Source organism: Arthrobacter sp. R4-81 (genome assembly GCF_054792365.1).
In genome coordinates this window covers 1,148,056-1,168,560 of the sequence record NZ_CP096445.1, presented here as the reverse complement: position 1 = coordinate 1,168,560, position 20,505 = coordinate 1,148,056, and the positions used below count along the sequence as shown (strand labels likewise).

Below are 20,505 nucleotides of genomic sequence, written 5' to 3'. Positions count from 1 at the left end.
CACCCTCGGCGAACTCGACGAGAAGATGGGGGTCAGGATCCTCGAGGAGTCTGTGGAACGGGTGGTGGCCACCATGCCCGTGGAGGGGAACCGCCAGTCATTCGGGCTCCTGCACGGCGGGGCATCCTTGGCCGTCGGAGAGGCTGTCGGTTCCTGGGCTGCGGTAATTCACGCCAGCACGATGGGTAAAACTGCCGTGGGTGTGGACGTGTCTGCGACCCATCACCGCTCAGCCCGCGAAGGCCTCATCACCATCACCGCTACACCGCTCCAGCTCGGCAAGACCCTCACCGCTCACGAGGTAATCATCACCAACGAGGGCGGTCAGCGGCTGTGCACCCTCCGGATCACCAACCTGCTGCTGGACCGCAAGGCCTCGGCCGAAGACTGATTTCCTTAGCGGCGAGCGCGGCGGTGCCGGGCGGCAAACAACGCAATCGAACCCACGAGCAGAACGCTCCCTCCGATGCCGGTGACAAGCCAGATACCGTCGGCGCCGGTGAGCGCAAGCCAGCCGTACGACGTCGGGAGGTTGCGTCCGGCGCTACCGGCACCTGCGGTATCGCCACCTCTTGCGGGAAGTACCGCAGTAACCGAGGGCTTCGGATCCACGATGAACGTGAGGACGGCCTCGGCCGACGCTACGCCTTCCATGGATTGCGTAACCGCCAAGGTGTGCGCGCCTGCAGCGACGTCTGCAGGCAGGGAGACGCTCCACACCCCGCTCGCTTCGACAGCCAGGGCGTCCGCGTCCTGGGCATGCACGGTAGGTTTGTCTGCCACGACGCTTTCCAGCTTGACGCCGTCGAACTCGACAGTGACAAGCGCGCCGTCGAGGCCTGTCCCGGTGAGTTCCGTAGGAACGGCATCCCAGGCGAAACGCTGGCCGTCCTGAACGTTGGTCACTGACGGCGTGGGCGGTACCAGGCTGAAGTTCCGGGTCGCGGGCGGGCTGTCCTGCATCCCGGTTGCTGCCTGGATAGCCGTGACCGCGAGCTTGCCGAATGACAACTGCCCCTCCACCGGGACGGACCACGAGCATTCCTCGGAGACGGTAGCTGAACCCGTTATGTCCCCTGTGAGTTGGACAGTCGCGCCCGGTGCTCCCCTCCCTTCGACTTGTTCAACCGAAGTACGCGCTGCATTCTCTTCTGGGCTTGTCACGACTGGTGCCAGCAGCAAACCTGTTCCGACCACGACTTCGAACGAGACGTCGCCCGATCTGCTGAAGCCGTTCACAGTCTCAGCGGTGAAGGAAAAATTGCCGGATGATGGCGCTTGGAACTGCCAGGAACCGTCTTCCTCCACGGGAACCTCAAAGGGATCCTGCCCCGGAACTATAATACGAACGCTTGAATTGGTAGGAACTGACGTGGCAGGAGATGCTTCAACAAGCCCCGTAATGGCCTCACCTTCGGCGACAACTCCACAAGAAGCCGGGTTGGTAAGTACCGGCTTGTTCAGGAAGACCTCCAGCTGCACGCCGGGGAGGCGGGTCATGGCGTCATTGAGAGTTGTGGCAACAGCGAAGTTCTGTGCCGAGCCGGGAGAATCGCCGGCAGTATGGGTACCCACGGCATAGTTGCCGCTGATCCACGGCCCACCTGAATCGCCGCCGCTGGACTGCACCGAAAAGGAGAGGAATCCACGGATGGCCCTGAAGTCGTTGGCGAGACCGCTGTGCCCGCCCATGACATAAATTCCCAGTTCGTCCACTGTTCCGCAGGACCATCCTGAAGTGCGCCCGGACCGGCAAACAGACTGCCCCTGGAACGGCTGGGTGCTGCCGACGATCTTGACGCTGCTGGCTCCGAGGTCCGAAGGGTCGCCCCACTGCGTGGCGGCCGGCTGCGGTTTGAGGGCGGCCGGAACACCTTCAATGACGGCGATGTCCGTGCCGATATTGCCGATAGTGTCCGGATTTTCGGGGTTGCCGGTTATCCAGGAGTTGTTGGGGCCTCCGAACTGGCTGAACCCGAAGGTTCCGAGCTTCCCCGTGATTTCCGGGGGGACTGAGGCACCGCCGGCAGGTTCACTTGCAGGGAGCGCCACCTCCGCCAACTGGGCAGCACCGTCGTCGGCGCAATGCCCTGCAGTCAGCACCAAGGGTGCGCCGCTGGGGCTGAAAGCCGAAAAGCCGGCCGAGCAGACGGTACCGCGATCGATGTAGTATCCCTGCCCGACGTAGAAATCATCCTCGGGCGCGATGGGTTCGCCTTCCTCGAGTTTGACGTTGGCATATTTGGCCACGAATTCCGACGGCGACATCTTTGCCTCACCGGGAGGGTCCTGCCCGGGAGGATTCTCACCGGAAGGGTCCTGCCCGGGAGATGGAACCAGAGCCAGCCGGGACGACTCCGGCGAGTTGGAGCCGCCGGTGCGAATAACAAAGTGCCCGTCGCTGAACGCCACGGCTTGCAGGCCTGAAGTACCCACCTCCCGGACGTACGCCTTATACAACTGGTCGATGCTGGCAGCCATCAAGGCAGACTCAGCCTCCTGCGGGGCAGCCTGCGGGGCAGCCTGCGGGGCTGGGTCCGGAGATTCCTGCGGGGTCAGCTCCGGCACAGTGTCCGGGACAGGCCCGGGTGAGGGAGCCGATGAGGGTTCAGGCGTCGACGGAGGGTCTGTTGCCGGAGAGGTTTCTGGATCCGCGGGCTTTGACGCCAAGGGCGGGTCAACGAGCACTATCTCCTCAGGTCCCTGGTCATTCAGTTGGGCAATCCTGGCCTGCAGTTCCGGTCCGGATCCTTCGACGACTATCTTGCCGTCTTTTATGCTGATGCCGACAAAACCGGGGAGATCCCGCAAGGTGGCAGCGACGTCGGCAGCGCGCTTGCCCTGCTCGCCGGCTGCCTCGAATTGCTCGGGAGTCATCCCCAGATCGCGCAGGATGGCCTCTTGCAGGCCGTCAGCGCTGATTCCTGCCGACAGTTGTTCCGGTGAAGCACCGGAGGTAGACACGGTCGTCCCCGAGCTGTCAGAGGTGGGTTCCGCCTCGGCGGCGGCCGGAATGGCACCCAACGTGGCGCCCAGGACCAATGCCGTCGCGGCGCCCAGGGCGAGAGTCCGCCGCAAGCTGTTCCTAACCACGCTGTAACTCACGGTCTCCCCCAAAGATCGATGGCTCGCAGGAACACTGACGCCACCGCCGTCAGGAGGAGCGGCTCAAGAGTTCACACCGTCACCCTACCGCGCAGCAAGGCCAGGATTGTAGAAAGTTCTTGATCCGTGACCCTGTTTCTGAGCAGATATTGCCGGGTGTTGAGCTGGCGCACGAATTCGAGGACCTTTTCACCGCGGGATTCGAGCAAAGGTGCAAGGGCGGTTTCGTCCAGGTAGCGCTCGTGGGCATGCGGCGCGCCTTGGGTGCGGTGCCGCTCGTTGATCCCGCGCATTGCCGCCTGGTAACCGGAAACAATGGCGTGATCTTCGGCGCCGGCAAGATCCTGAAGCATCGCGGCGATCATTCCGCTGCGGTCCCGGCCGGCAGAGCAATGGATGACCACACCGCCCGGAGCTGCTGCCACGGCCTTGAAGACTGCTGCGAGTTTGTCCGGGAAAAGCCGCGCATTATCCTGGTACGCCGCCGGGTCGTTCAGATACGGCCGGCAAATGGCCCGGAATTCCTCGTTCTCCGGATCTTCAGTCGGCGCCGGCAAAATCTGAAATCGCGCCAGCACCTCGGGGCGGACTAGCGGATCGGTTTCCCGTGGCAGCCGCTCCCCCGCGTTGCGAAGGTCAATAACAGTGCGGATGCCGGCGTCGTACGCCTGATTCCAGCCGGTCTCTGTGAGCCACTCGCGCCTGCCCATGCGGTAGACGTCCCCGGAAATCCGCCACGCGTTGACTGCGCCCTCCCACGTGACAACGGCAGCCTGGTTCCCGTTCCCTGCCGCTCGACGCGCAGTCTCATCCATTCCGTCAGCTAAGCACATCGATGGGGTACTCGCACTCTCGGTTCCGGCTGACACCTTGGGAAGCGGAAATTCGAGTACAGGTTGCCCGTGTCTGTGGCCGAGTCCGGGCGTATCGTGTCACTACGACCGCGCTGTCCGGCGCGTTATCGCTTGGCACCGCCGGATTTAACGGGGTTCAGGTCGGATTTTCAGGCCCGGCCATCCACTCACAAAAGGGGACAAATAATGGCACTTCTGAAAGTCCGACGTCGGCGGCCCGTTTTCGCTGCCGGCCTCGCTACCGTGGTACTGGCCTTTGCCGGTCTGGCCGCCGCTCCGGCTCAAGCCGCAAAGCCACCCGCGCCGCCGCTGGCCTATGTCGCCCTCGGCGATTCCTATGCGGCGGGACAAGGGGCCGAGCCGTATCTGGACTCGTGCCTGCGCAGCGCCAGCAGTTATCCCGCCCTCGCGGACGCCTCTAAATGGGTGCGGCTCGTCGAAAACGCAGCGTGTGAGGGAGCCAGCAGCGACGATGTCGTCGCGGACCAGCTGAAACGGCTCTCCCCGGATACGGATGTAGTCACACTGACTGTGGGCGGGAACAACCTGGATCTCCCGGGCCTGGTGCTTGCTTGCTCAACGAGTGAACTTGCTTGTGCTACGGCTCTTGCCCAGCGTCAAGCACTCTTAGCGCAAGCGGTCCTTGACCCTGCGTCCAGCCCTCTCGTGGCCGATCTCACCGCCACGATCGACGCCATCCAGGCAAAGGCGCCGAACGCCACCATCTACGTAACCGGCTATCCGCTGCTCTTTGACCCCGCCTTTTCGGACCCTGCTTTGGCGTTTGCCGTCAACTCGCTCACCGTGATGCTCAACACGGTTATCGAGACCGTGGCCGAGGCCAAGGGTGCCACCTATGTTGACGTCACGGGAGCATTTGCCGGTCACGGCATCGGTTCAGGTGATCCCTGGTTCAACTTTGATCCCACCAATCCCTTTGATCCAGAGAATCTGCATCCAAACGCCGCAGGCTACGTGGCGTACTACACGGCCATCGCCAATGCCGGAGCGTTCACGCCCTAGGGCCATGGATCGTCGGGGCAGCAGGCAAATGCTGCCCCGATGCGGTCCGTCTACATACAATTCGTCAGATGCTGATTCCGGGACTCGATGAGGTTTCTGAGGTAGCGGGCCAGGAACAGTTTCTCTGCAAGTCGTCCAAGAGGTCCAAACGGTGCGGTGAACTCTATCCGGTCAACCATGACCGTCCCGTCCCCGTCATTTGTGAATTCATGCACGTGGCGGAACCTGCGGAAGGGCCCTCTGACCTGTTCGTCCACAAAGTAGTCAGGCATATCCATTGCCGTGATCCTGCTCGTCATCCGGAGCGGCAGGCCGAAGTGCCACGCACGCCAGGTCACTTCCTCCCCCAACGCAATGAGGCCAGAAGTCACTCCTGCAACCGCTTCTTCCCGGGAACCGGCCATCGAGAGCTTGTGGGCATCTATGCTGCGGGCGAGATCAAATAACTCTGATTTCGGCATGCCGGTTCGCGTTCTGCACTCGAAGTAGACCGTCATGCGCTATACGCCGCGCTGCTTCGCCAGCCGGTACTCGAGGCCGTTGCGGACCATCGGCCATTCGTGGTCAAGGATCGAAAACACCACGGTGTCCCGGAGAGCTCCATCAGGGCTCCGGGTGTGGCTGCGGAGAACGCCATCCTGCTTGGCACCCAAGCGGGCGATAGCCTCGCGGGACTGATGGTTCATCCAATGGGTACAGAACTCGACGGCGACGCAGCCCAGGGTTTCGAAGGCGTGCCGAAGCAGCAGCAGCTTGGAGTCGGGGTTGGTGCCGGAGCCCTGCGCCGAGGCCGCATTCCAGGTGGAGCCAATCTCAAGCCGGGGTGTTTCATGATCGATGTTCATGTAGGTGGTCATCCCGATCACCTTCCCGGGACCGCCCGTTGCAGGGTCCAGCAGCCTGGTGGTGAAAGGAAGCATGGAACCCTGTTCCTGCAGAGCCAGGCGTCGGTGGATCTCAACCGCCATGTCCTCAGGAGACGGGACTGAGGTGTACCAGAGCTTCCACAGCTCGCCATCCCGGGCTGCTTCCTGGAGCCCGTCGTGGTGTTCGTGGCTCAAGGGCTCCAGCATGACGTACTTGCCGGTCAGGATAACGGGTTCGATGCGGCTCACCGCCCCATCCTAGACACAACACCCTCCGGCCCTTAGCCAGTCCAGTCGAAGAACCCCTTACCGCTCTTTCGCCCCAGCTCACCGCGAGCCACCTTCTCGCGCAGGATCTGCGGCGGAGCAAAACGCTCCCCGAGGGTGGAATGCAGGTATTCGGCGATGCCCAGGCGGACGTCCAGCCCTACGATGTCTGTGGTCCGGAGGGGTCCCGTGGGGTGTTTATAGCCCAGCACCATGGCGGCATCTATGTCCTCGGCCGAGGCCACCCCTTCTTCGACCATGCGCATCGCCTCCAGCGCTATCGCAACGCCCAGGCGCGAGGAGGCAAAACCCGGAGCATCCCGGACGACGACGGCCGTCTTGCCCAGCGCCTCCGTCCACCCTTTTGCGGCAGCGGCCAGCTCGGCAGAGGTCTCCCGTCCGAGAACCACTTCAATCAGGCTCGAGGCAGGAACAGGGTTGAAGAAATGCAGTCCCACAAAGTCCCCAGGCCGTTGCAGCTGCTCGGCAAGCTCCGAGACTGAGAGCGACGACGTGTTGGACGCCAAATAGGCTCCGTCGGGCAGCTGCTGCTCAACCAGTCTCAGCGCGCCGGCCTTCAGTTCGAAGTCCTCAGGCACGGCCTCGACCACCAGGTTGCAGTCCGCGAAATCGGCATAATCCACCGAAACGGCCAGGCGTGAAGCCATTTCGTCCAGATTCCCGTCAGTGGAGCCGCGCTCTAGGGATTTCGCCGCCGCGGATTCCACGCGTTCGCGGGCGGCAGCGGCCGACGGTTCATCGCGCTCGACGACGGTGACGTGGGCACCGTTGATCAGGAACGCGTGCGCAATTCCGGCACCCATCCGGCCGCCACCAAGTACGCCCACTTTGCGTGGAAGCTTCTGCGGCACACCAGTGGAAAGTGAGGAATCGCTCATGCCTTTTTCTTCTTCCGATTGGCAGATTTGTTGTCCAGGAAGGCCTGCATCCGGTCGAACTTGGCCTCAGATTCGAACAGGACCGCTTGCGCCAGCTGGTCGATGGCAGGGTGGGCGTCCGGCGGCGCGTGGAACACGGACTTGGTGATGCGGACCGCCAGGGGGTCCTGCTGTGCAATCCTGTCAGCGAGATGATGTGCTGCAGCCATCAGCTCGGGGGCGTCGTGGATTTCGGTAATGAGATGCGCAGCCAGAGCCTCCTCTGCCCGAAGCACCAGCCCGGCGAGCAGGATCTGCTTCGCCAGGGGCTCACCCACCAGTTCCTTCAGCCGCCAACTGGCACCTGCGGCCGCCAGGATCCCCAATCCCGTTTCCGGGTTGCCGATCCGGACGCTGGGAGTGCCGATCCTAAAGTCGGCTGCATAGGCAAGCTCCGCCCCTCCCCCAAGGCAATAGCCATCCACCGCTGCAATCACCGGCATGGGCAACTTGGCGATCCGCACGAAAATGGTGGAGTTGATCCCCAGCAGCGCATCGTCCCTCCTGCGTTCCCGCAGCTGGGAAATATCCGCGCCCGAGGCGAAAACCCCTTCCGCACCGGCGAGGATGAGGATCTTGGGCTGCCGCTCCAGCGCGGCGCAAACCACATGGAGCTCATCCACCATCTGCTGGTCAATGGCATTGCGGACCTCGGGACGGTTGAGCAGCACCACCACCCTGTCATCGCGCTCCTCAACGAGGAGACTGGCGAAGGCCCCGGAACTGAGCAGGTTGGAATCCGATCCCATTACACTCGCTCCAGCAACATGGCGGCTCCCTGGCCAACGCCAACACACATGGTTGCCAGCCCCATCCGGGCGTCTTCGCGTTCCATCCGGCCCAGCAAAGTAATGGTGATACGGGAGCCGCTGGAACCCAGCGGGTGGCCCAAAGCGATCGCGCCGCCGTCGTTATTGACGATATCCGGGTCAAGCCCCAGGCGCCGGATACAGGCCAGCGATTGGGTTGCGAACGCTTCGTTAAGTTCGACGGCGCCAAGGTCGCCGATGGTGTAGCCACTACGCTCCAGCACTTTCTGGGTGGCCGGAACAGGGCCGATACCCATAATCTCGGGCTCGCAGCCGGCGGAGCCGCCGTCGACGATGCGGGCACGGGGCGTCAGGCCGAGCCGCTCGATCGCCGCCTCCGACGCCACGATGATGGCCGAGGCACCATCATTCAGGGATGACGAATTGCCCGCCGTGACAATCGATCCACCGGTGGTCACGGGCCGAAGCCCGGCGAGGACCTCAAGGGTGGTGTCCTCCCGCGGACCCTCGTCAGTGTCAACCACCGTTTCCCCCTTGCGGCCTTTTACGGTGACGGGGACGATTTCGTCCTTGAACCTGCCGGCGGCGATGGCCGCTCGGGATCTCTCATGGGAGCGGACCGCAAAGGAGTCGGCATCTTCGCGGGAAATTCCATCCACCCGGCCGACTTCCTCTGCTGTTTCCGGCATGGAGAATGTCATCTTCCCGTCCCGGGACAACTCCCCCTTACTGAAGTGCGGATTGGCGAAGCGCCAGCCAATGGAGGTGTCGAAGATGGCTCCAGGCTTGGCGAACGCGGCCTGCGGCTTTTCCTGTACCCAGGGCGCTCGGGTCATTGACTCCACCCCGCCCGCAACCACGATGTCCGCCGCTCCGGCCTTGATCATGTGGCTCGCCATCAAAATGGCACTCAGCCCTGACGCGCAGAGCCGGTTCACTGTAATTCCCGGGATGTGCACCGGCAGTCCGGCCAGCAGAGTAGCCATGCGGGCCACGTTGCGGTTTTCCTCGCCTGCCCCGTTGGCATTTCCGAGGATCACTTCCTCGATGGAATCCGGATCCAGCCCTGACCGCGACACGGCCTCCCGGACCACCAGGGCGGCCAGATCATCGGGGCGGACAGCTGCCAAGGCGCCGCCGTAACGCCCGACGGGGGTTCGGACACCGCCCACCAGAAATGCTTGGGGTCCTGCTCCTGCTTGGGCCATTGGTTCATCCTTCACACGATTAACAGCACTGTCATCAGAACGGCAAACAGCTCCACGGGCAAGACGCGGGCCCGGCGACCAGCAATATTTACCGACCGTTCGTTCTATAAAGATTACACGGCGGAATCAAGGGGTCAACCAACAGCCCTTCGGCTACAGGACGCGGACCCCCAGATGCGCGGCCAGCAACGGGGCGAGGAGACTGAGCTGGTAATCATCAATGACCACACCCGCCAGGCTTTCGAGTCCGTTGATAGTCCGAAAATCCGTAGTGCGCAGGTCGAAGTCCTTCAGCTTGGCGCCGCTGAAATCAAGGGTGCCGATGGTGCAGTTCCTCAAAGCGACGCGGTTGGCTGTCACAGAGCCCAGATCCAGTTCATTGATGATGCAGTCGCTGATCTGGACATCATTGAGTTTGGAACCGCGCAGATTCAGGTAGTCGAGTTTGCCGCCGTCGATCCTCACGGATTGCCAGCCGCTCTCGTAGACTTCCGCCGATCCCCAGCGCGGGCTCGAGATCTCGACGTCGCGCCACGTGGTCCGCGCCGCGGCAAACACCGGAGCATAGACCTCACTCAGCACGCAGTCCTTGAAGGAAGCGCCCCGCAACTGGGCCTCGTTGAAGGAGACACCGGCGAACTCGCACTCGGCAAAATCAGTTCCGTTGAGTTCGAGGCCGTCGGCTGCCGCCCGGCTGTACCGGGCGCCGTCGTACCTCTCACCCCGGCGGAAGTCCGGAGCAGGATCCTCCCGAAGTTCCGTCAAGCGGACGGGTGACAGCCTGGGACTTCCAACTTTGGCCGAGTTCACAGCGGAACCGGCAGCCACTACAGCGACTCTGCTTTGGCCGCGATTTCAGAGAGGTCCTTCGCCAGCGCCCTGCGCGTAAAGGTCATTCCGATCTTTCCGAAAATGGCCATCATGGCCTTGCTGAACGCACTGGGCTCGCGCATCTCGGCCCCGAACGTGAGCGTCAGGTCCGTTCCGCCGTCGCGCTCGGCAAGCGTAAAACGCGAGGTGTAGTCGGCTCCGCCCTGCAGGGCTTTCACGGTGGTACTGCGGGGCGGGTCAGCCTGGGACACCCACATTTCGACAGTTTCAGAGCGGCCCATCATAGTGCGCGTCTCCTTCCAACGGGTCCCCTCGCCATAGGGCCCGTCCGTGAGGAGCTGGACGGAATCAACGCCCGAAAGGGTGGCCGCTGAGCCCGGAATGTCCGAAATTACAACCCAGACCTTATCCGCGGTGGCGTTAATGTGCTTGGTGATGGTGGTTGTGTGCTCCATACTCCGAGCCTAGCCGTGGGCGGCGACAATCAGGAGACCGGCAAACCACCCAAACCCCCACTTGAAATAGTAAGTATGCTTCGTGTTACGGTAATTGTGCTTAGTTTTTCAACCGGCAACGAAAGGTGGTTAACACCATGGGTATCGGCGACAAGATTCAGAACGAAGCGGAAAACCTCGGCGGCAAGGCCAAGGAAGCAGCCGGCAACGCCACGGATAATGACCGCCTTCGCGCAGAAGGCCAGAAGGACCAGGTTGTTGCTGACGCCAAGAAGGTTGGCGAAAACGTGAAGGACGAGTTCAAGAGGGACTAAGCAGGAACAGCAGCGAGGGCCGTGCAGGCCCCAGCTGCTGAGCTGGTTTTGATGCGCCGGCGGCGGACCCTTTCCATTGGGGGAGGTCCGCCGCCGGTTTTCTTCTGCCTGAATATCTGCCCTGAATAAGGGCTAGCTGAACAGTGCGTTCTTGGGTTCGTTGTTCTTGACCTTCTGCCAGCCAAGCCACAGAAGCAACGCGAAGAACGGGATGGTAGCCAGCGTCCACAGCCCCAGGTGGAACACTTCGCCGGTCTTGCTGGTCATGGTGTCGAAGCCAATGAGCACGGTGATGGCCAACAAAGAAATGAGGCCCGCCCAGCTGCTCCACGGCGAACCCGGCATCGGCAGGCTGGAAACGTCGCCCTTTTTCGTGCCCAAGGCAATCTGGCTGGCGAAGATCGCTCCCCAGGTGAAGATCACGCCGATCGATGCGGAGTTCAAGGCGAGGTCGAAGGCATGTGAGCCGCCCAGCCAGATGTTCAGCAGGATGCCGACGAGATAAACGGCACCGATGGCCAGGATAGCGGCGTACGGCACGTGGCTCCTGGACATCCGGGTCAGCCATTCCGGGGCATGGCCGTTGTTGGCCATGGTGCGGAAGATACGGCCGATTGAGTACAGGCCCGAGTTGCAGGAGGACAGTGCGGCGGTGATGACGATCATGTTCATGGCATCGCCCATCCAGCCCAGGCCCATCTGGCCGAACACGGTGACGAACGGCGAGGTGCCGGCAACGTACTGGTCCGAGGGCAGCAGCATGGCCAGAAGGGTCACGGAGCCGACGTAGAACACCACGATCCGGAAGACGACGGCGCGGATCGCTTTGGGAACTTCCTTGGCCGGGTCCTGCATTTCACCGGCGGTGATGCCCACGAGTTCAATGCCGTTGTAGGCGAAGATCACGGCGTTCAGGACCAGGATCATGACGAGGGCACCCTTGGGGAACATTCCGCCCTCGGCTGCGAAGAGGTTGCTGACCGAGGCATTTCCGTCGCCCACCAGGGCGTTGGTGACAACCATGAATGTGCCCACGGCCAGGAAGATGACGATAGCGCCCACTTTGAGGCAGGAGGCCCAGAATTCGAATTCGCCGAACGCCTTGACACTCAGGAGGTTGACGCCCACAAGCAGCAGGAGCGCTGCAATCGCGGACAATTCGACCGGGACGTTGGGGAAGAAGAACTGGAAGTACAGTCCGATCGCGATGAGTTCGGCGATCCCTGTCATGGCCCAGTTGATGAAGTACATCCATCCGGACAGGTACGCGCCCTTCTTGCCGAACATTTCGCCGGCATAGCTGACGAAGGAACCGGACGTCTGGCGGTACATTACGAGTTCGCCCAGGGCGCGCATCAGCAGGTAGGCGATGACGCCGGCAATGGCGTACGAGAAAATCAGGGCGGGGCCCGTGGAGGCAAGGCGCCCGCCGGCACCCATGAAGAGGCCGACGCCGATGGCGCCGCCCATCGCGATCATGGTGACCTGACGGCCGCTCAGGGACTTCTTGTAGCCCTCGGCGCTGAGAGTGGAGTCGACGACGGCGGGTTGCGTCGTCGCGCTCTGAAGTTCTGTGGGGGTGGTTTGTGGCACAGCTGATCCTTGTGGGTAGGGGTTTGGCTGCGCGCCTCAGCCCCCGTTTCAGCACAGAATATTCGGGTTTTACCTCTTTTGAAGGCAGTATCTGTGCGTGAACTCACATGGGGCCGAATGGTGGCACGGCTCATCCATCCTACAAGACTCCCCGCTGGAGCCGTGACCCGGGCAACAGTGAGCCGTTCTCCATCGAGTACCTGACCCAGCGTCCGGCGTCGTCCGTCCTTGCCTTATCGCTCTTCCGCGCGCAGCCGGCGAACCACTCCCGCAGAGCGCGATCGTGGCTGACCATAACCAGCGTCCCGGCAAAACCAGCCAGTGCCTCCTCGAGTTGCTCCACGAGCACCGGGGCCAGGTGGTTGGTGGGCTCATCCACGATCAGCGTGCCGTAACCGCCCAGCAGCAGCCTGGCCAGGGCAAGCCTGCGCTGCTGCCCTGCGGAGAGGCCACCCACCGGAACGTGGAACTCGCTGGTGCGGAACAGTCCCAGGCGGAGCAGCGCCTCGGCGTGTTCGTCGATGTTTCCGCCCAGGCCGGCCGCGAATGCCGGAAGGAGACGGAGACCGGGCCGTCTGGGGAGCTCCAGTTCCTGCTGCAGGTAGCCGATCCGCGCTGGCCTCGTCACGGTCCCTTCAACAGGTTCCAGCGTGCCTGCCAGAAGTGAAAGCAGTGTCGACTTGCCCGCACCGTTGGGTCCCGTGATGAGGATCTTCTCGCCGGCGTCGGCATGGAAGTCCGTGGGCTCGAGGCGGCCGGGAATCGCCACGCTCCGGGCATCCAGAACCTTCACGGGGACATCCGCTGTCTCCTGGGTCTCCGGGTCCGGCTCCACATCAAGCTCTGCGGCCAGGCGCAACGGAACAGGCGGCCGGTCAACGGGGCTCTCCTCCAGGCGTCGTAGCCGCTCCTGGGCGTTGCGGACCTTGCTGCTGGCTGCCTTCTGCCACGTCCCGGCCTTGAAATCGAAACCCATCTTGTCGCCGTCCCGCTGGCGGGCGTAGCCCATCTTGCCGGAAACGGTGGCGGCCTGGCGTTGTTCGGCCTCCATGGCGTCCAGCCAGGCCTCGTATTGCTGGACCCAGCGTTGGCGTTCCGCTGCCTTCTCCCGAAGGTACCCCTCGTAACCGTTGCCGTAGCGGGTAACGGAGCGGCGCTCGGCATCAACCTCGATCACGGTGGTGGCTACTTTCCGCAGCAGCACACGGTCGTGGGAGACCACCACCACGCTGCCACGGTGGGCGGCGAGCCGGTCCTCCAGCCAAGCGGTTCCACGGGCATCCAGATGGTTCGTGGGCTCGTCCAGGAGCAGAATCTCCGCGGGATCGGCCAGAACGCACGCCAAGGCCACCCGTTCCTGTTCGCCGCCGGAGAGCGAGCCCAGCACCCTGTTCCGGTCCAGGCCACCCAGGCCCAGCCTGTCCAGCGCCGCCTCCACCCTTGATTCCGCCGCGTACCCTTCGCGCAGCTGGTACTCGGTCTGCAGCCTTCCGTACGCTTCCAGTACCTCGGCTTCGGCGTCGGCCAGTCCGGCCTCCAGGCGGTCAAGCTCAGCCTCGATGGCACGCAGGGATGCCAGGGAGGCGTCAATGGCAGCTCCCACCGTGAACGACTCCGGCAGACCATGTGCCTGTGCCAGATAGCCCACCCGTCCGTGGCTGGCCACGGTGCCTTCATTCGGCGCCTCCAGGCCGGCCATGATGCGGAGGAGCGTGGATTTGCCTGCCCCGTTTTCGCCGACGACGGCCACGTGCTCACCCGCAGTGATGACCAGGCTGACGGCGTCCAGGAGTTGGCGATCGCCATAGCCATGGGAAACGCCGGAAAGAGAGAGATGTTCGGTCATGGGAAGTCCTTGAACGTCAGGAGGGTGGCCCCGGAGCGTGCACGGGATTCCTGGAAACTCGACGATCCCTGAAAGCGTGACGGAGGCCTTGGCAAACGGAGTGAGGCGCGGCTGAGCGGCGCCTTCAACTAGGACTTCATCGATCCAGACTGCCAAGTGCCAGCCACAACGTCAAGGCGGGTCCCGCCGTCGTCGAACTCGCCGGAACGGTGCGGACTCGCCGGAACTTTCCGGCGAGCCGGCACTGTTCCGGCGACTTCACGCTCCTGAGCCATGTTTCTAGGCGGAAAGTGCCGCCACTTTCTTCCGGCGGGCCTTGGCCAGGCGGGTCCCGATCAGGCCCTGCCGCGGGCTGAAGAGATAGACGACGGCGAACACGGCGCCCTGCGTCAGCACCACCATGCCGCCGGAGGCAGTGTCCAGGTAGTAGCTGAGGTAGATGCCCGCGATGGAGCAGGCAGCCGAGACCACCGGGGCGATGAGCAGCATCCGCGAGAACCTGTCCGTCAGCAGGTACGCCGTGGCCCCGGGGATGATGAGCATGGCCACCACCAGCACCACGCCTACCGTTTGCAGCGCCACCACGGACGTCAAAGCCAGGAGTCCCAGAAGCAGCGCACCCAGCCGCCGCGGAGAGAGCCCGATGGCGTGGGCATGAACAGGATCGAAGGCATACAGGGTGAGGTCACGCCGTTTCAAGATGAGGATGGCGAACGCCACCACTCCCAACACCAGGACCTGGATCAGGTCCGGCACACTGACGCCCAGGAGGTTTCCGAAAATGATGTGGTTCAGGTCCGTTTGGCTGGGAGTGACGGAGATGAGCACGAGGCCCAACGCGAACAGCGACGTGAACACGATCCCTATCGCCGCGTCCTCCTTGACCCGGCTGGTGTTGCGGACCACCCCAATCAGGGTCACGGCAATGAGCGCGAACACGAGGGCGCCGAGGGCAAAGGGCGCCCCCACCATGTACGCCAGGACCACTCCCGGCAGGACGGCATGGGAAACGGCGTCGCCCATAAGGGACCACCCGATCAGCACCAGCCAGCAGCTGAGGACGGCACAAACCACAGCGGCGAGCGCGGTGGTGATGATAGCGCGGACCATGAAGTCGTAGCTGAGGGGCTCCAGCAGGATGTCGATTAGGTCCATCCTCAGCCCCTTCCGCGGTTGAGGACGTCCAGGCCGAACGCCATGGCCAGATTCTCGGGCTGCAGCACCACGTCCGGCGGACCGTGCATCAGGACCTTACGCATCAGCAGTACAGCCTCATCACACAATTGCGGCAGGGCGTGAAGGTCATGGGTGGAAATCAGGATGGTGCAGCCGTCACTGGCCAGTTCGCGCAACAGGCGTGTGATGGTGGCCTCGGATCGCTTGTCCACGCCGGCAAAGGGTTCATCCAGGAGCATCATGGTGGCGCCCTGGGCGATGCCGCGGGCAACGAAGGCCCGCTTTTTCTGGCCGCCGGAGAGCTGCCCGATCTGGCGGTCGGCGAATTCCGTCAGTTCCACACGGTCCAGTGCATGCTCGACGGCGGCGCGGTCCGCTTTGCTCGCACGTCGCGTGAACCCTTGGTGGCCATAGCGGCCCATCATGACGACGTCGCGGACGGACAACGGGAACTGCCAGTCCACGTCCTCGCTTTGAGGCACATAGCCGATGCCGGCTTGCCGGCGCGCTTTGGAAGGCGACTCGCCCTGGATGAGGACCTTTCCGGCGTCGGGCTTGATCATCCCCATGATCACTTTGAAGAGGGTGGATTTTCCCGAACCGTTCATGCCTACCAGTCCGCAGATGCGCGCCGGGTCCAGGGTGAGGGAGGCTGCATCGAGCGCCAGGACCTCACCGTAGTGCACGGTCACTCTGTCCACGGAGATTGCAGGGGTGCCGGTTCGGGGGTTCATGACGGCGAGCCTGTCAATGCTTCCGTGATGGTCTTGGCGTCATGCCGGATCAGGTCAAGGTAGGTGGGCACAGGGCCATCCGCTTCCGATAGGGAGTCAACGTAGAGAACTCCACCGAATTCAGCGTCTGTTGCACTCACTACCTGTTGCATTGGGGCGTCTGAAACCGTTGATTCACAAAACACCGCCGGGACCTTGTTGGCTTTGACGTACTCGATGGCCCGTGCGATTTGCTGCGGCGTGGCCTGTTGCTCGGCGTTGACTGCCCAGATGTAGACCTCCCGGAGCCCGGCGTCGCGGGCGAGGTAGGAGAAGGCCCCTTCACACGTCACCAGGGCCCGCTGCTTTTCCGGGACAGCTGCCAGCTTCTGGACCATCTGATCCTGCACGGACTGGAGCTCGGCCTTGTACGCCTTGCCGTTAGCTTCGAAGACGGCAGTGTTGTCGGGGTCGAGCTTGGAGAAGGCCTTTACCATGTTGTCGATGTAGATCTGCACGTTCACCGGGGACATCCAGGCGTGGGGGTTCGGCTTTCCCTCGTAGGCATCCTCTCCGATGGGCATCGCTTTCACCCCGTCACTGACGACGGCGTGGGGAACGTCCAGGCCCTCCACAAACTGGGCGAACCAGACCTCGAGGTTCAGTCCGTTGTCGAGGATGAGATCTGCCTGGGCGGCTTTGCGGATGTCTCCCGGGGTGGGTTCGTAGCCATGGATTTCGGCGCCCGCCTTCGTGATGGACTCAACGCGGAGCTTGTCCCCGGCGACGTTGCGGGCAATGTCGGCAAGAACCGTGAAGGTGGTCAGTACAACGGGCCGGTTGTCATCTCCCCCGGTAGCGCCGGGAGAGGTGCCGCCACAGGCGGCAAGGGAAAGGGTCAGAGCCGCTGCTACTACTGCAACGGAGGTTCGGCGGACTACTTTGGCGCACCGAAACAAAAAGTTAGGCATACCGAATATTGTAGGAGAACGCGGAGGATCCCTGCAACGCTAGGCTTAATACATGGGTACAGTTCAACGGATTCCGCCAGCACCACCGGAACTTCAGCGCGTCTCATCCCTGGATCTCACGGCGCTGGGCCTGTACATAACCCTGTTCGCGCTTGCCAGCGATCTCCTGCTGCCATTGCTTGAGCAAGTCTCTCCCAGTCCGGCCATAGCTACCTACTCGGTCAACCTGCTCTCCTACGCTTGCGTAGGAATTGTGGCGTTTCTCGCTGCACGGCGGATTGTGGCGCGCGACCTCAGGATCCTGGGCACCCGTCCGTGGTTCACCTTGCTCATGGTGCCCGCCTGCCTGCTCGGCATGCTGATAGTGACGTCAATCCTGGTTGCCCTGGCAGGCACTGTCGAGCCCTCCGTTAATCAGGCCTCCGTCCAGGAACTGATCCAACAGGTGCCCGCCTGGCTCATCGTGCCGCTGCTCGTGGTGGTGGCGCCGTTTGTGGAAGAGTACTTTTTCCGGCATCTCCTGATCGGCAAACTGAGCCGGCGGATCAACATCTGGGTGTGCTGCGCGCTCTCCGTGGTTCTCTTCGCTGCCCTCCATGTGGTCGGCAAGCAGGATCTCACGCTGACGGTGCTGTTGCCGTACCTGGCCATGGGAGCCTCACTGGTCTTTGTGTACGTGTGGACCGGCAAGAACCTCATGTTTTCCTACTTCGTACATGCGTTGAAGAACCTGCTGGCTGTGGTCTTCATCTACGCCATACCTTCGGAGCTTATGGACCAGCTGCAGCAGCTCCAGCCGTAGCGCCTGTCCCCCGGAGCGTCAGCCGCCTGGTGCCACGCGTCCGGCCCGTGATGTAGACCTTCGTGCCCTCCGTGGCGTTGGTCCCGCGCAGGTACGTGTAGTTCTCCCCCGGGTTGTACACCGGAGGAGTATCCGGATCTGCCGCCGAGCCCGGGCCGAACTCGATGACGTCGGCGCCCACCGAGTAGCGGCCCATCGAGTCCACCAACTGGTACACACCCTCCGATACTTCTTCCACACCCTCGAGCACACCCCCGGGCCGGAACGTCAGCTCAAGGGCAAACGAAGTGTCAGCGCCGTCGAAGGTGATGTCGACGTCGGCCTGATGGCCGTTGACTGCAACAGTCACTTCGGTACCGAGCCAATGCCGGATGGTGGGCCTGCCTGCAAAGTCCATGGCTGCACTGAAGCGTCCCTCATGGGACTGTTCGTAGATTCCGTCCTCCCGGCGCCGTTCAGCGGGCAGCGGAAGGTAAAAGGAAGCTTCCACCCTCTCGTGAAGCCGGACCCTCTCCCCCTCCGCCACGGTTTCCATGCTGCGGAAGGGGCCAAGGTTGAAGAAGTTGCGCGCGAGGCGCACATCACTCAGAACGCTGTTTCCGTGCCGGAACCGCAGGAAGGTGGGGTTGTTCGACAACCCTGAGGCAACGCCCGACGCCGAATGGTCGCCGCCGCCGAAGACCGTCACGGCTGTTTCCCCTTGCCGGAAGCGGTAAGTTCCGCAGCTCTCGAGGGCGGCCCGTACGGGCTGGAGCACAGAGGGCATCTGGACTTGCCCGGCCTGCTGCTCCTGCTGCACTTGTTCCTTGTGCTCCTGCGGAACGCGTTCCTGTCCCTGCGGAAGTACTCCGGCCAGTCCTGGCTGGGCCCTGGTCTGTGCCAGCAATTTTGCCGGTTCCAGCAGCGGGAACCCGGACAGCCAGCGGGCCACCGCGGCGAAGTCGCTGCGGTCGTCCTGAATGGCCAGGCGCCGGTACGGCAGCAGGAACCCGGCTGCGCCGAAGTCCAGCCACTGATCCTGGCGGCGTGAAAAGACCGATTCCACCGTTCCATCCGGGTTGAGCCACGGCAGGAACGCCTCAAGGTTCTTCCGCACAGGGTCCAGCAGCTCCGGGCGCCCGGACGAGTCGGCGATGATCAGCAGGGAAGGGTTGGTGACTGCCGAGGCATAGAGCGGGCTTCGCTCCGAGTACATGCCGTCCGGCAACTGGTCGATGCCTTCAGCCAGCCACTCGTCGATTCGCCGGTCAATTTCAGGCCGGGGGTCCAGGCCGTGGATCTGGGCGAGCGCGGCGCACAATTCCCAACGGTGGTTCGGTGTGTGGACTCCGCCCTCGACAAGAGCCGGAGTGATTTTTGCGATGATCCGCCAGAGCCGCGCTTCGATCTCCTGCAGCACCGCTGCTGACTCGCTGCCCTGGGCCCGGAGCAGCTGCACCGCCAGACAGGCGTCGTTGACGGTGAAGGCCGAGTCCGGCGGTGAGCTCAGGTTGTCTCCGCCAAACAATCCGTCGGGGCCCTGCAGCAGCTCGAGCCGTTCGAGGCAGCCCATCATGGGACCAACCAGCTGCCGGCTGCCATAAAATCGGGATTCCGGCCAGGTAAATACGGTGACGAGCCCAAGCAGATGACTCATTGCTGACCTGTGAGGCATTCCCGCCGTGGCGGCGCGCTCCTGCCGGGACGCAAGCAGCGGCAGAATGCCCGCTGTCTCGTGGTCGGCGTCGCCCGTTATCTTTGCCAGGAAGGCCTGATCAGTCTGGGTGGTCTGAAGGATCTGTGCGCTCCGCACTGCTGCCTTTCGTGCTCCTCCGCAGGACGCGGGAGGCTTCTAGCTGGGTTTCTACAGGGGTGGTCAGTCCTTCAGGCCGGCGCTGACGTCGGCGTTGAGGACATATTTCTGGAAGACGAAGAACACGAGCACCAGGGGCAGGATGGAGATCACCGAGGCTCCCAGCAGCACAGGCCAGTCGATGTTCTCCGCGCCGACGATACTCCGCAGCGCCACCTGGAGGGTGTACCACTTGGGGTCGTTCAGCACGATCAATGGCCAGATGTAGTCATTCCAGCGCCACTGGAAGGAGAAGATGGCCAGCGTGAACAGGATGGGCCGGGACAGCGGGAGCATGATCCGGAAGAAGATTGCCAGCTCGCTGGCACCATCGATCCGGGCTGAATGCAGCAGGTCGTCGGGGACCGTCAGGAAGAACTGGCGGAACATGAACACACCCGTGGCGGTCAGCACAGACGGCACAATAATGCCGGACAGGGAGTTGTACAGGCCGAGATCCCGGATCACGGTGAACGTCGGGTTCAGGATCACCTCAGTGGGCAACATGGTGGTGGCGAGAATACAGACGAAAAACAGGCGTGTGCCCGCATTGTTGTACTTGGCCAGGGCGTAACCGGTGCAGGCGCTGAAGAAGACCGTCAGCACCGTGGTCACGAGCGCCACTGTTGCCGTGTTCAGGAAGTACTGGGCAAAGTCCACGCGCTCCCACGCGTCGATGAAGCCCTGGAACGTCCATTCCCTGGGGATCATGGACAGCGGATAGGTGAACAGTTCACTTCCCGGCTTGAACGAACTGAGGATGAACCACAGCAGCGGCAGGGCGTAGATGCCCACGATCAGCCACATGAGGCCGGTCAGCGGCGCGGACAGCTTGGCCCGGCCGTGCCGCATGTTCTGTTTGTCAGCGTTGCGGGCGGCTTCCTCGGCCCCAACGACGACTACCTCGTCCGAGACGGGCGGCAGGTTGGCAGCTGTTGTCAT

At 63.0% G+C, this 20,505-nt stretch carries 21 protein-coding genes; 4 read left to right on the top strand and 17 right to left on the bottom strand.

The genetic code is table 11. From position 1 onward, the window contains the following. Positions 1–25: 25 nt before the first annotated feature. On the top strand, positions 26–391 hold the full coding sequence (locus M1E05_RS05480; protein WP_461165195.1) for a PaaI family thioesterase: 366 nt from the start codon (positions 26–28) through the stop codon (positions 389–391). A 5-nt stretch (positions 392–396) separates the two neighbouring features. Here M1E05_RS05480 and M1E05_RS05475 read toward each other — a convergent pair whose 3' ends face one another. Together M1E05_RS05475 and M1E05_RS05470 are read right to left on the bottom strand one after the other, a co-directional pair. After that, the gene (locus tag M1E05_RS05475; protein ID WP_461164691.1) at positions 397–3,105 is read right to left on the bottom strand and encodes a S1 family peptidase; all 2,709 of its coding nucleotides are present in this window, start codon (positions 3,103–3,105) and stop codon (positions 397–399) included. Positions 3,106–3,176: 71 nt separating this feature from the next. Beyond that, positions 3,177–3,920, bottom strand: coding sequence for a tyrosine-protein phosphatase (locus M1E05_RS05470; protein WP_461164690.1), 744 nt, complete (start codon positions 3,918–3,920; stop codon positions 3,177–3,179). A 225-nt stretch (positions 3,921–4,145) separates the two neighbouring features. On the opposite strand from M1E05_RS05470, the gene M1E05_RS05465 reads away from it, so the two are divergent. Beyond that, on the top strand, positions 4,146–4,982 hold the full coding sequence (locus tag M1E05_RS05465) for an SGNH/GDSL hydrolase family protein (RefSeq protein WP_461164689.1): 837 nt from the start codon (positions 4,146–4,148) through the stop codon (positions 4,980–4,982). Between the two features lie 50 nt (positions 4,983–5,032). On the opposite strand, the gene M1E05_RS05460 is transcribed toward M1E05_RS05465, so the two are convergent. The 7 genes from M1E05_RS05460 to M1E05_RS05430 form a co-directional block, all read right to left on the bottom strand. Further along, positions 5,033–5,443 (bottom strand): SRPBCC family protein, encoded by a 411-nt coding sequence (locus tag M1E05_RS05460; RefSeq protein WP_458111793.1) that lies wholly within the window; start codon positions 5,441–5,443, stop codon positions 5,033–5,035. 39 nt (positions 5,444–5,482) lie between these two features. Next, positions 5,483–6,097 (bottom strand): GNAT family N-acetyltransferase, encoded by a 615-nt coding sequence (locus tag M1E05_RS05455; RefSeq protein ID WP_461164688.1) that lies wholly within the window; start codon positions 6,095–6,097, stop codon positions 5,483–5,485. A 32-nt stretch (positions 6,098–6,129) separates the two neighbouring features. Further along, positions 6,130–7,014, bottom strand: coding sequence for a 3-hydroxyacyl-CoA dehydrogenase family protein (locus M1E05_RS05450; RefSeq protein WP_461164687.1), 885 nt, complete (start codon positions 7,012–7,014; stop codon positions 6,130–6,132). Next, positions 7,011–7,802, bottom strand: coding sequence for an enoyl-CoA hydratase/isomerase family protein (locus M1E05_RS05445; protein ID WP_461164686.1), 792 nt, complete (start codon positions 7,800–7,802; stop codon positions 7,011–7,013). The genes M1E05_RS05450 and M1E05_RS05445 overlap by 4 nt, the downstream gene beginning before the upstream one ends. After that, a complete protein-coding gene (locus M1E05_RS05440; RefSeq protein ID WP_461164685.1) occupies positions 7,802–9,031 on the bottom strand; it encodes a thiolase family protein in 1,230 nt (409 codons plus the stop codon). The genes M1E05_RS05445 and M1E05_RS05440 overlap by 1 nt, the downstream gene beginning before the upstream one ends. Before the next feature lie 153 nt (positions 9,032–9,184). Further along, a complete protein-coding gene (locus M1E05_RS05435) occupies positions 9,185–9,841 on the bottom strand; it encodes a pentapeptide repeat-containing protein (protein WP_461165194.1) in 657 nt (218 codons plus the stop codon). A 17-nt stretch (positions 9,842–9,858) separates the two neighbouring features. Beyond that, positions 9,859–10,317 (bottom strand): SRPBCC family protein, encoded by a 459-nt coding sequence (locus tag M1E05_RS05430; RefSeq protein ID WP_458111798.1) that lies wholly within the window; start codon positions 10,315–10,317, stop codon positions 9,859–9,861. Between the two features lie 137 nt (positions 10,318–10,454). Here M1E05_RS05430 and M1E05_RS05425 point away from each other — a divergent pair, with 137 nt between their 5' ends. After that, positions 10,455–10,631, top strand: a complete 177-nt coding sequence (locus M1E05_RS05425; RefSeq protein WP_309108095.1) for a CsbD family protein — start codon at positions 10,455–10,457, stop codon at positions 10,629–10,631. Between the two features lie 132 nt (positions 10,632–10,763). Here M1E05_RS05425 and M1E05_RS05420 read toward each other — a convergent pair whose 3' ends face one another. From M1E05_RS05420 to M1E05_RS05395, 6 genes are all read right to left on the bottom strand, one after another. Continuing rightward, positions 10,764–12,224, bottom strand: coding sequence for an amino acid permease (locus M1E05_RS05420; protein WP_461164684.1), 1,461 nt, complete (start codon positions 12,222–12,224; stop codon positions 10,764–10,766). 139 nt (positions 12,225–12,363) lie between these two features. Then, a complete protein-coding gene (abc-f, locus tag M1E05_RS05415; protein ID WP_461164683.1) occupies positions 12,364–14,070 on the bottom strand; it encodes a ribosomal protection-like ABC-F family protein in 1,707 nt (568 codons plus the stop codon). 128 nt (positions 14,071–14,198) lie between these two features. Then, the gene (locus M1E05_RS05410) at positions 14,199–14,345 is read right to left on the bottom strand and encodes a hypothetical protein (protein ID WP_461164682.1); all 147 of its coding nucleotides are present in this window, start codon (positions 14,343–14,345) and stop codon (positions 14,199–14,201) included. A gap of 4 nt (positions 14,346–14,349) precedes the next feature. After that, positions 14,350–15,225, bottom strand: a complete 876-nt coding sequence (locus M1E05_RS05405; RefSeq protein WP_458111801.1) for a metal ABC transporter permease — start codon at positions 15,223–15,225, stop codon at positions 14,350–14,352. 2 nt (positions 15,226–15,227) lie between these two features. After that, positions 15,228–15,980: a metal ABC transporter ATP-binding protein gene (locus M1E05_RS05400; RefSeq protein ID WP_458111802.1), complete on the bottom strand. Its 753-nt coding sequence runs from the start codon at positions 15,978–15,980 to the stop codon at positions 15,228–15,230. Further along, positions 15,977–16,930, bottom strand: coding sequence for a metal ABC transporter substrate-binding protein (locus M1E05_RS05395; protein ID WP_461164681.1), 954 nt, complete (start codon positions 16,928–16,930; stop codon positions 15,977–15,979). The genes M1E05_RS05400 and M1E05_RS05395 overlap by 4 nt, the downstream gene beginning before the upstream one ends. A gap of 52 nt (positions 16,931–16,982) precedes the next feature. On the opposite strand from M1E05_RS05395, the gene M1E05_RS05390 reads away from it, so the two are divergent. Next, positions 16,983–17,732: a lysostaphin resistance A-like protein gene (locus M1E05_RS05390; protein WP_461164680.1), complete on the top strand. Its 750-nt coding sequence runs from the start codon at positions 16,983–16,985 to the stop codon at positions 17,730–17,732. Here the strand turns inward: M1E05_RS05390 and M1E05_RS05385 are convergent. Beyond that, positions 17,701–19,524: a hypothetical protein gene (locus tag M1E05_RS05385; protein ID WP_461164679.1), complete on the bottom strand. Its 1,824-nt coding sequence runs from the start codon at positions 19,522–19,524 to the stop codon at positions 17,701–17,703. The genes M1E05_RS05390 and M1E05_RS05385 overlap by 32 nt on opposite strands. 63 nt (positions 19,525–19,587) lie before the next feature. Then, positions 19,588–20,505, bottom strand: a complete 918-nt coding sequence (locus M1E05_RS05380) for a carbohydrate ABC transporter permease (RefSeq protein ID WP_458111806.1) — start codon at positions 20,503–20,505, stop codon at positions 19,588–19,590.

What these genes read in the sequence shown, in the direction of transcription:
- M1E05_RS05480 (WP_461165195.1), top strand. Translation starts at nt 26, where the DNA reads ATGGGGGTCAGGATCCTCGAGGAGTCTGTGGAACGGGTGGTGGCCACC.
- M1E05_RS05470 (WP_461164690.1), bottom strand. Translation starts at nt 3,920, where the DNA reads ATGGATGAGACTGCGCGTCGAGCGGCAGGGAACGGGAACCAGGCTGCC.
- M1E05_RS05465 (WP_461164689.1), top strand. Translation starts at nt 4,146, where the DNA reads ATGGCACTTCTGAAAGTCCGACGTCGGCGGCCCGTTTTCGCTGCCGGC.
- M1E05_RS05460 (WP_458111793.1), bottom strand. Translation starts at nt 5,443, where the DNA reads ATGCCGAAATCAGAGTTATTTGATCTCGCCCGCAGCATAGATGCCCAC.
- M1E05_RS05450 (WP_461164687.1), bottom strand. Translation starts at nt 7,014, where the DNA reads ATGAGCGATTCCTCACTTTCCACTGGTGTGCCGCAGAAGCTTCCACGC.
- M1E05_RS05445 (WP_461164686.1), bottom strand. Translation starts at nt 7,802, where the DNA reads ATGGGATCGGATTCCAACCTGCTCAGTTCCGGGGCCTTCGCCAGTCTC.
- M1E05_RS05440 (WP_461164685.1), bottom strand. Translation starts at nt 9,031, where the DNA reads ATGGCCCAAGCAGGAGCAGGACCCCAAGCATTTCTGGTGGGCGGTGTC.
- M1E05_RS05430 (WP_458111798.1), bottom strand. Translation starts at nt 10,317, where the DNA reads ATGGAGCACACAACCACCATCACCAAGCACATTAACGCCACCGCGGAT.
- M1E05_RS05425 (WP_309108095.1), top strand. Translation starts at nt 10,455, where the DNA reads ATGGGTATCGGCGACAAGATTCAGAACGAAGCGGAAAACCTCGGCGGC.
- abc-f (WP_461164683.1), bottom strand. Translation starts at nt 14,070, where the DNA reads ATGACCGAACATCTCTCTCTTTCCGGCGTTTCCCATGGCTATGGCGAT.
- M1E05_RS05410 (WP_461164682.1), bottom strand. Translation starts at nt 14,345, where the DNA reads ATGGCTCAGGAGCGTGAAGTCGCCGGAACAGTGCCGGCTCGCCGGAAA.
- M1E05_RS05405 (WP_458111801.1), bottom strand. Translation starts at nt 15,225, where the DNA reads ATGGACCTAATCGACATCCTGCTGGAGCCCCTCAGCTACGACTTCATG.
- M1E05_RS05400 (WP_458111802.1), bottom strand. Translation starts at nt 15,980, where the DNA reads ATGAACCCCCGAACCGGCACCCCTGCAATCTCCGTGGACAGAGTGACC.
- M1E05_RS05395 (WP_461164681.1), bottom strand. Translation starts at nt 16,930, where the DNA reads ATGCCTAACTTTTTGTTTCGGTGCGCCAAAGTAGTCCGCCGAACCTCC.
- M1E05_RS05390 (WP_461164680.1), top strand. Translation starts at nt 16,983, where the DNA reads ATGGGTACAGTTCAACGGATTCCGCCAGCACCACCGGAACTTCAGCGC.
- M1E05_RS05380 (WP_458111806.1), bottom strand. Translation starts at nt 20,505, where the DNA reads ATGACAACAGCTGCCAACCTGCCGCCCGTCTCGGACGAGGTAGTCGTC.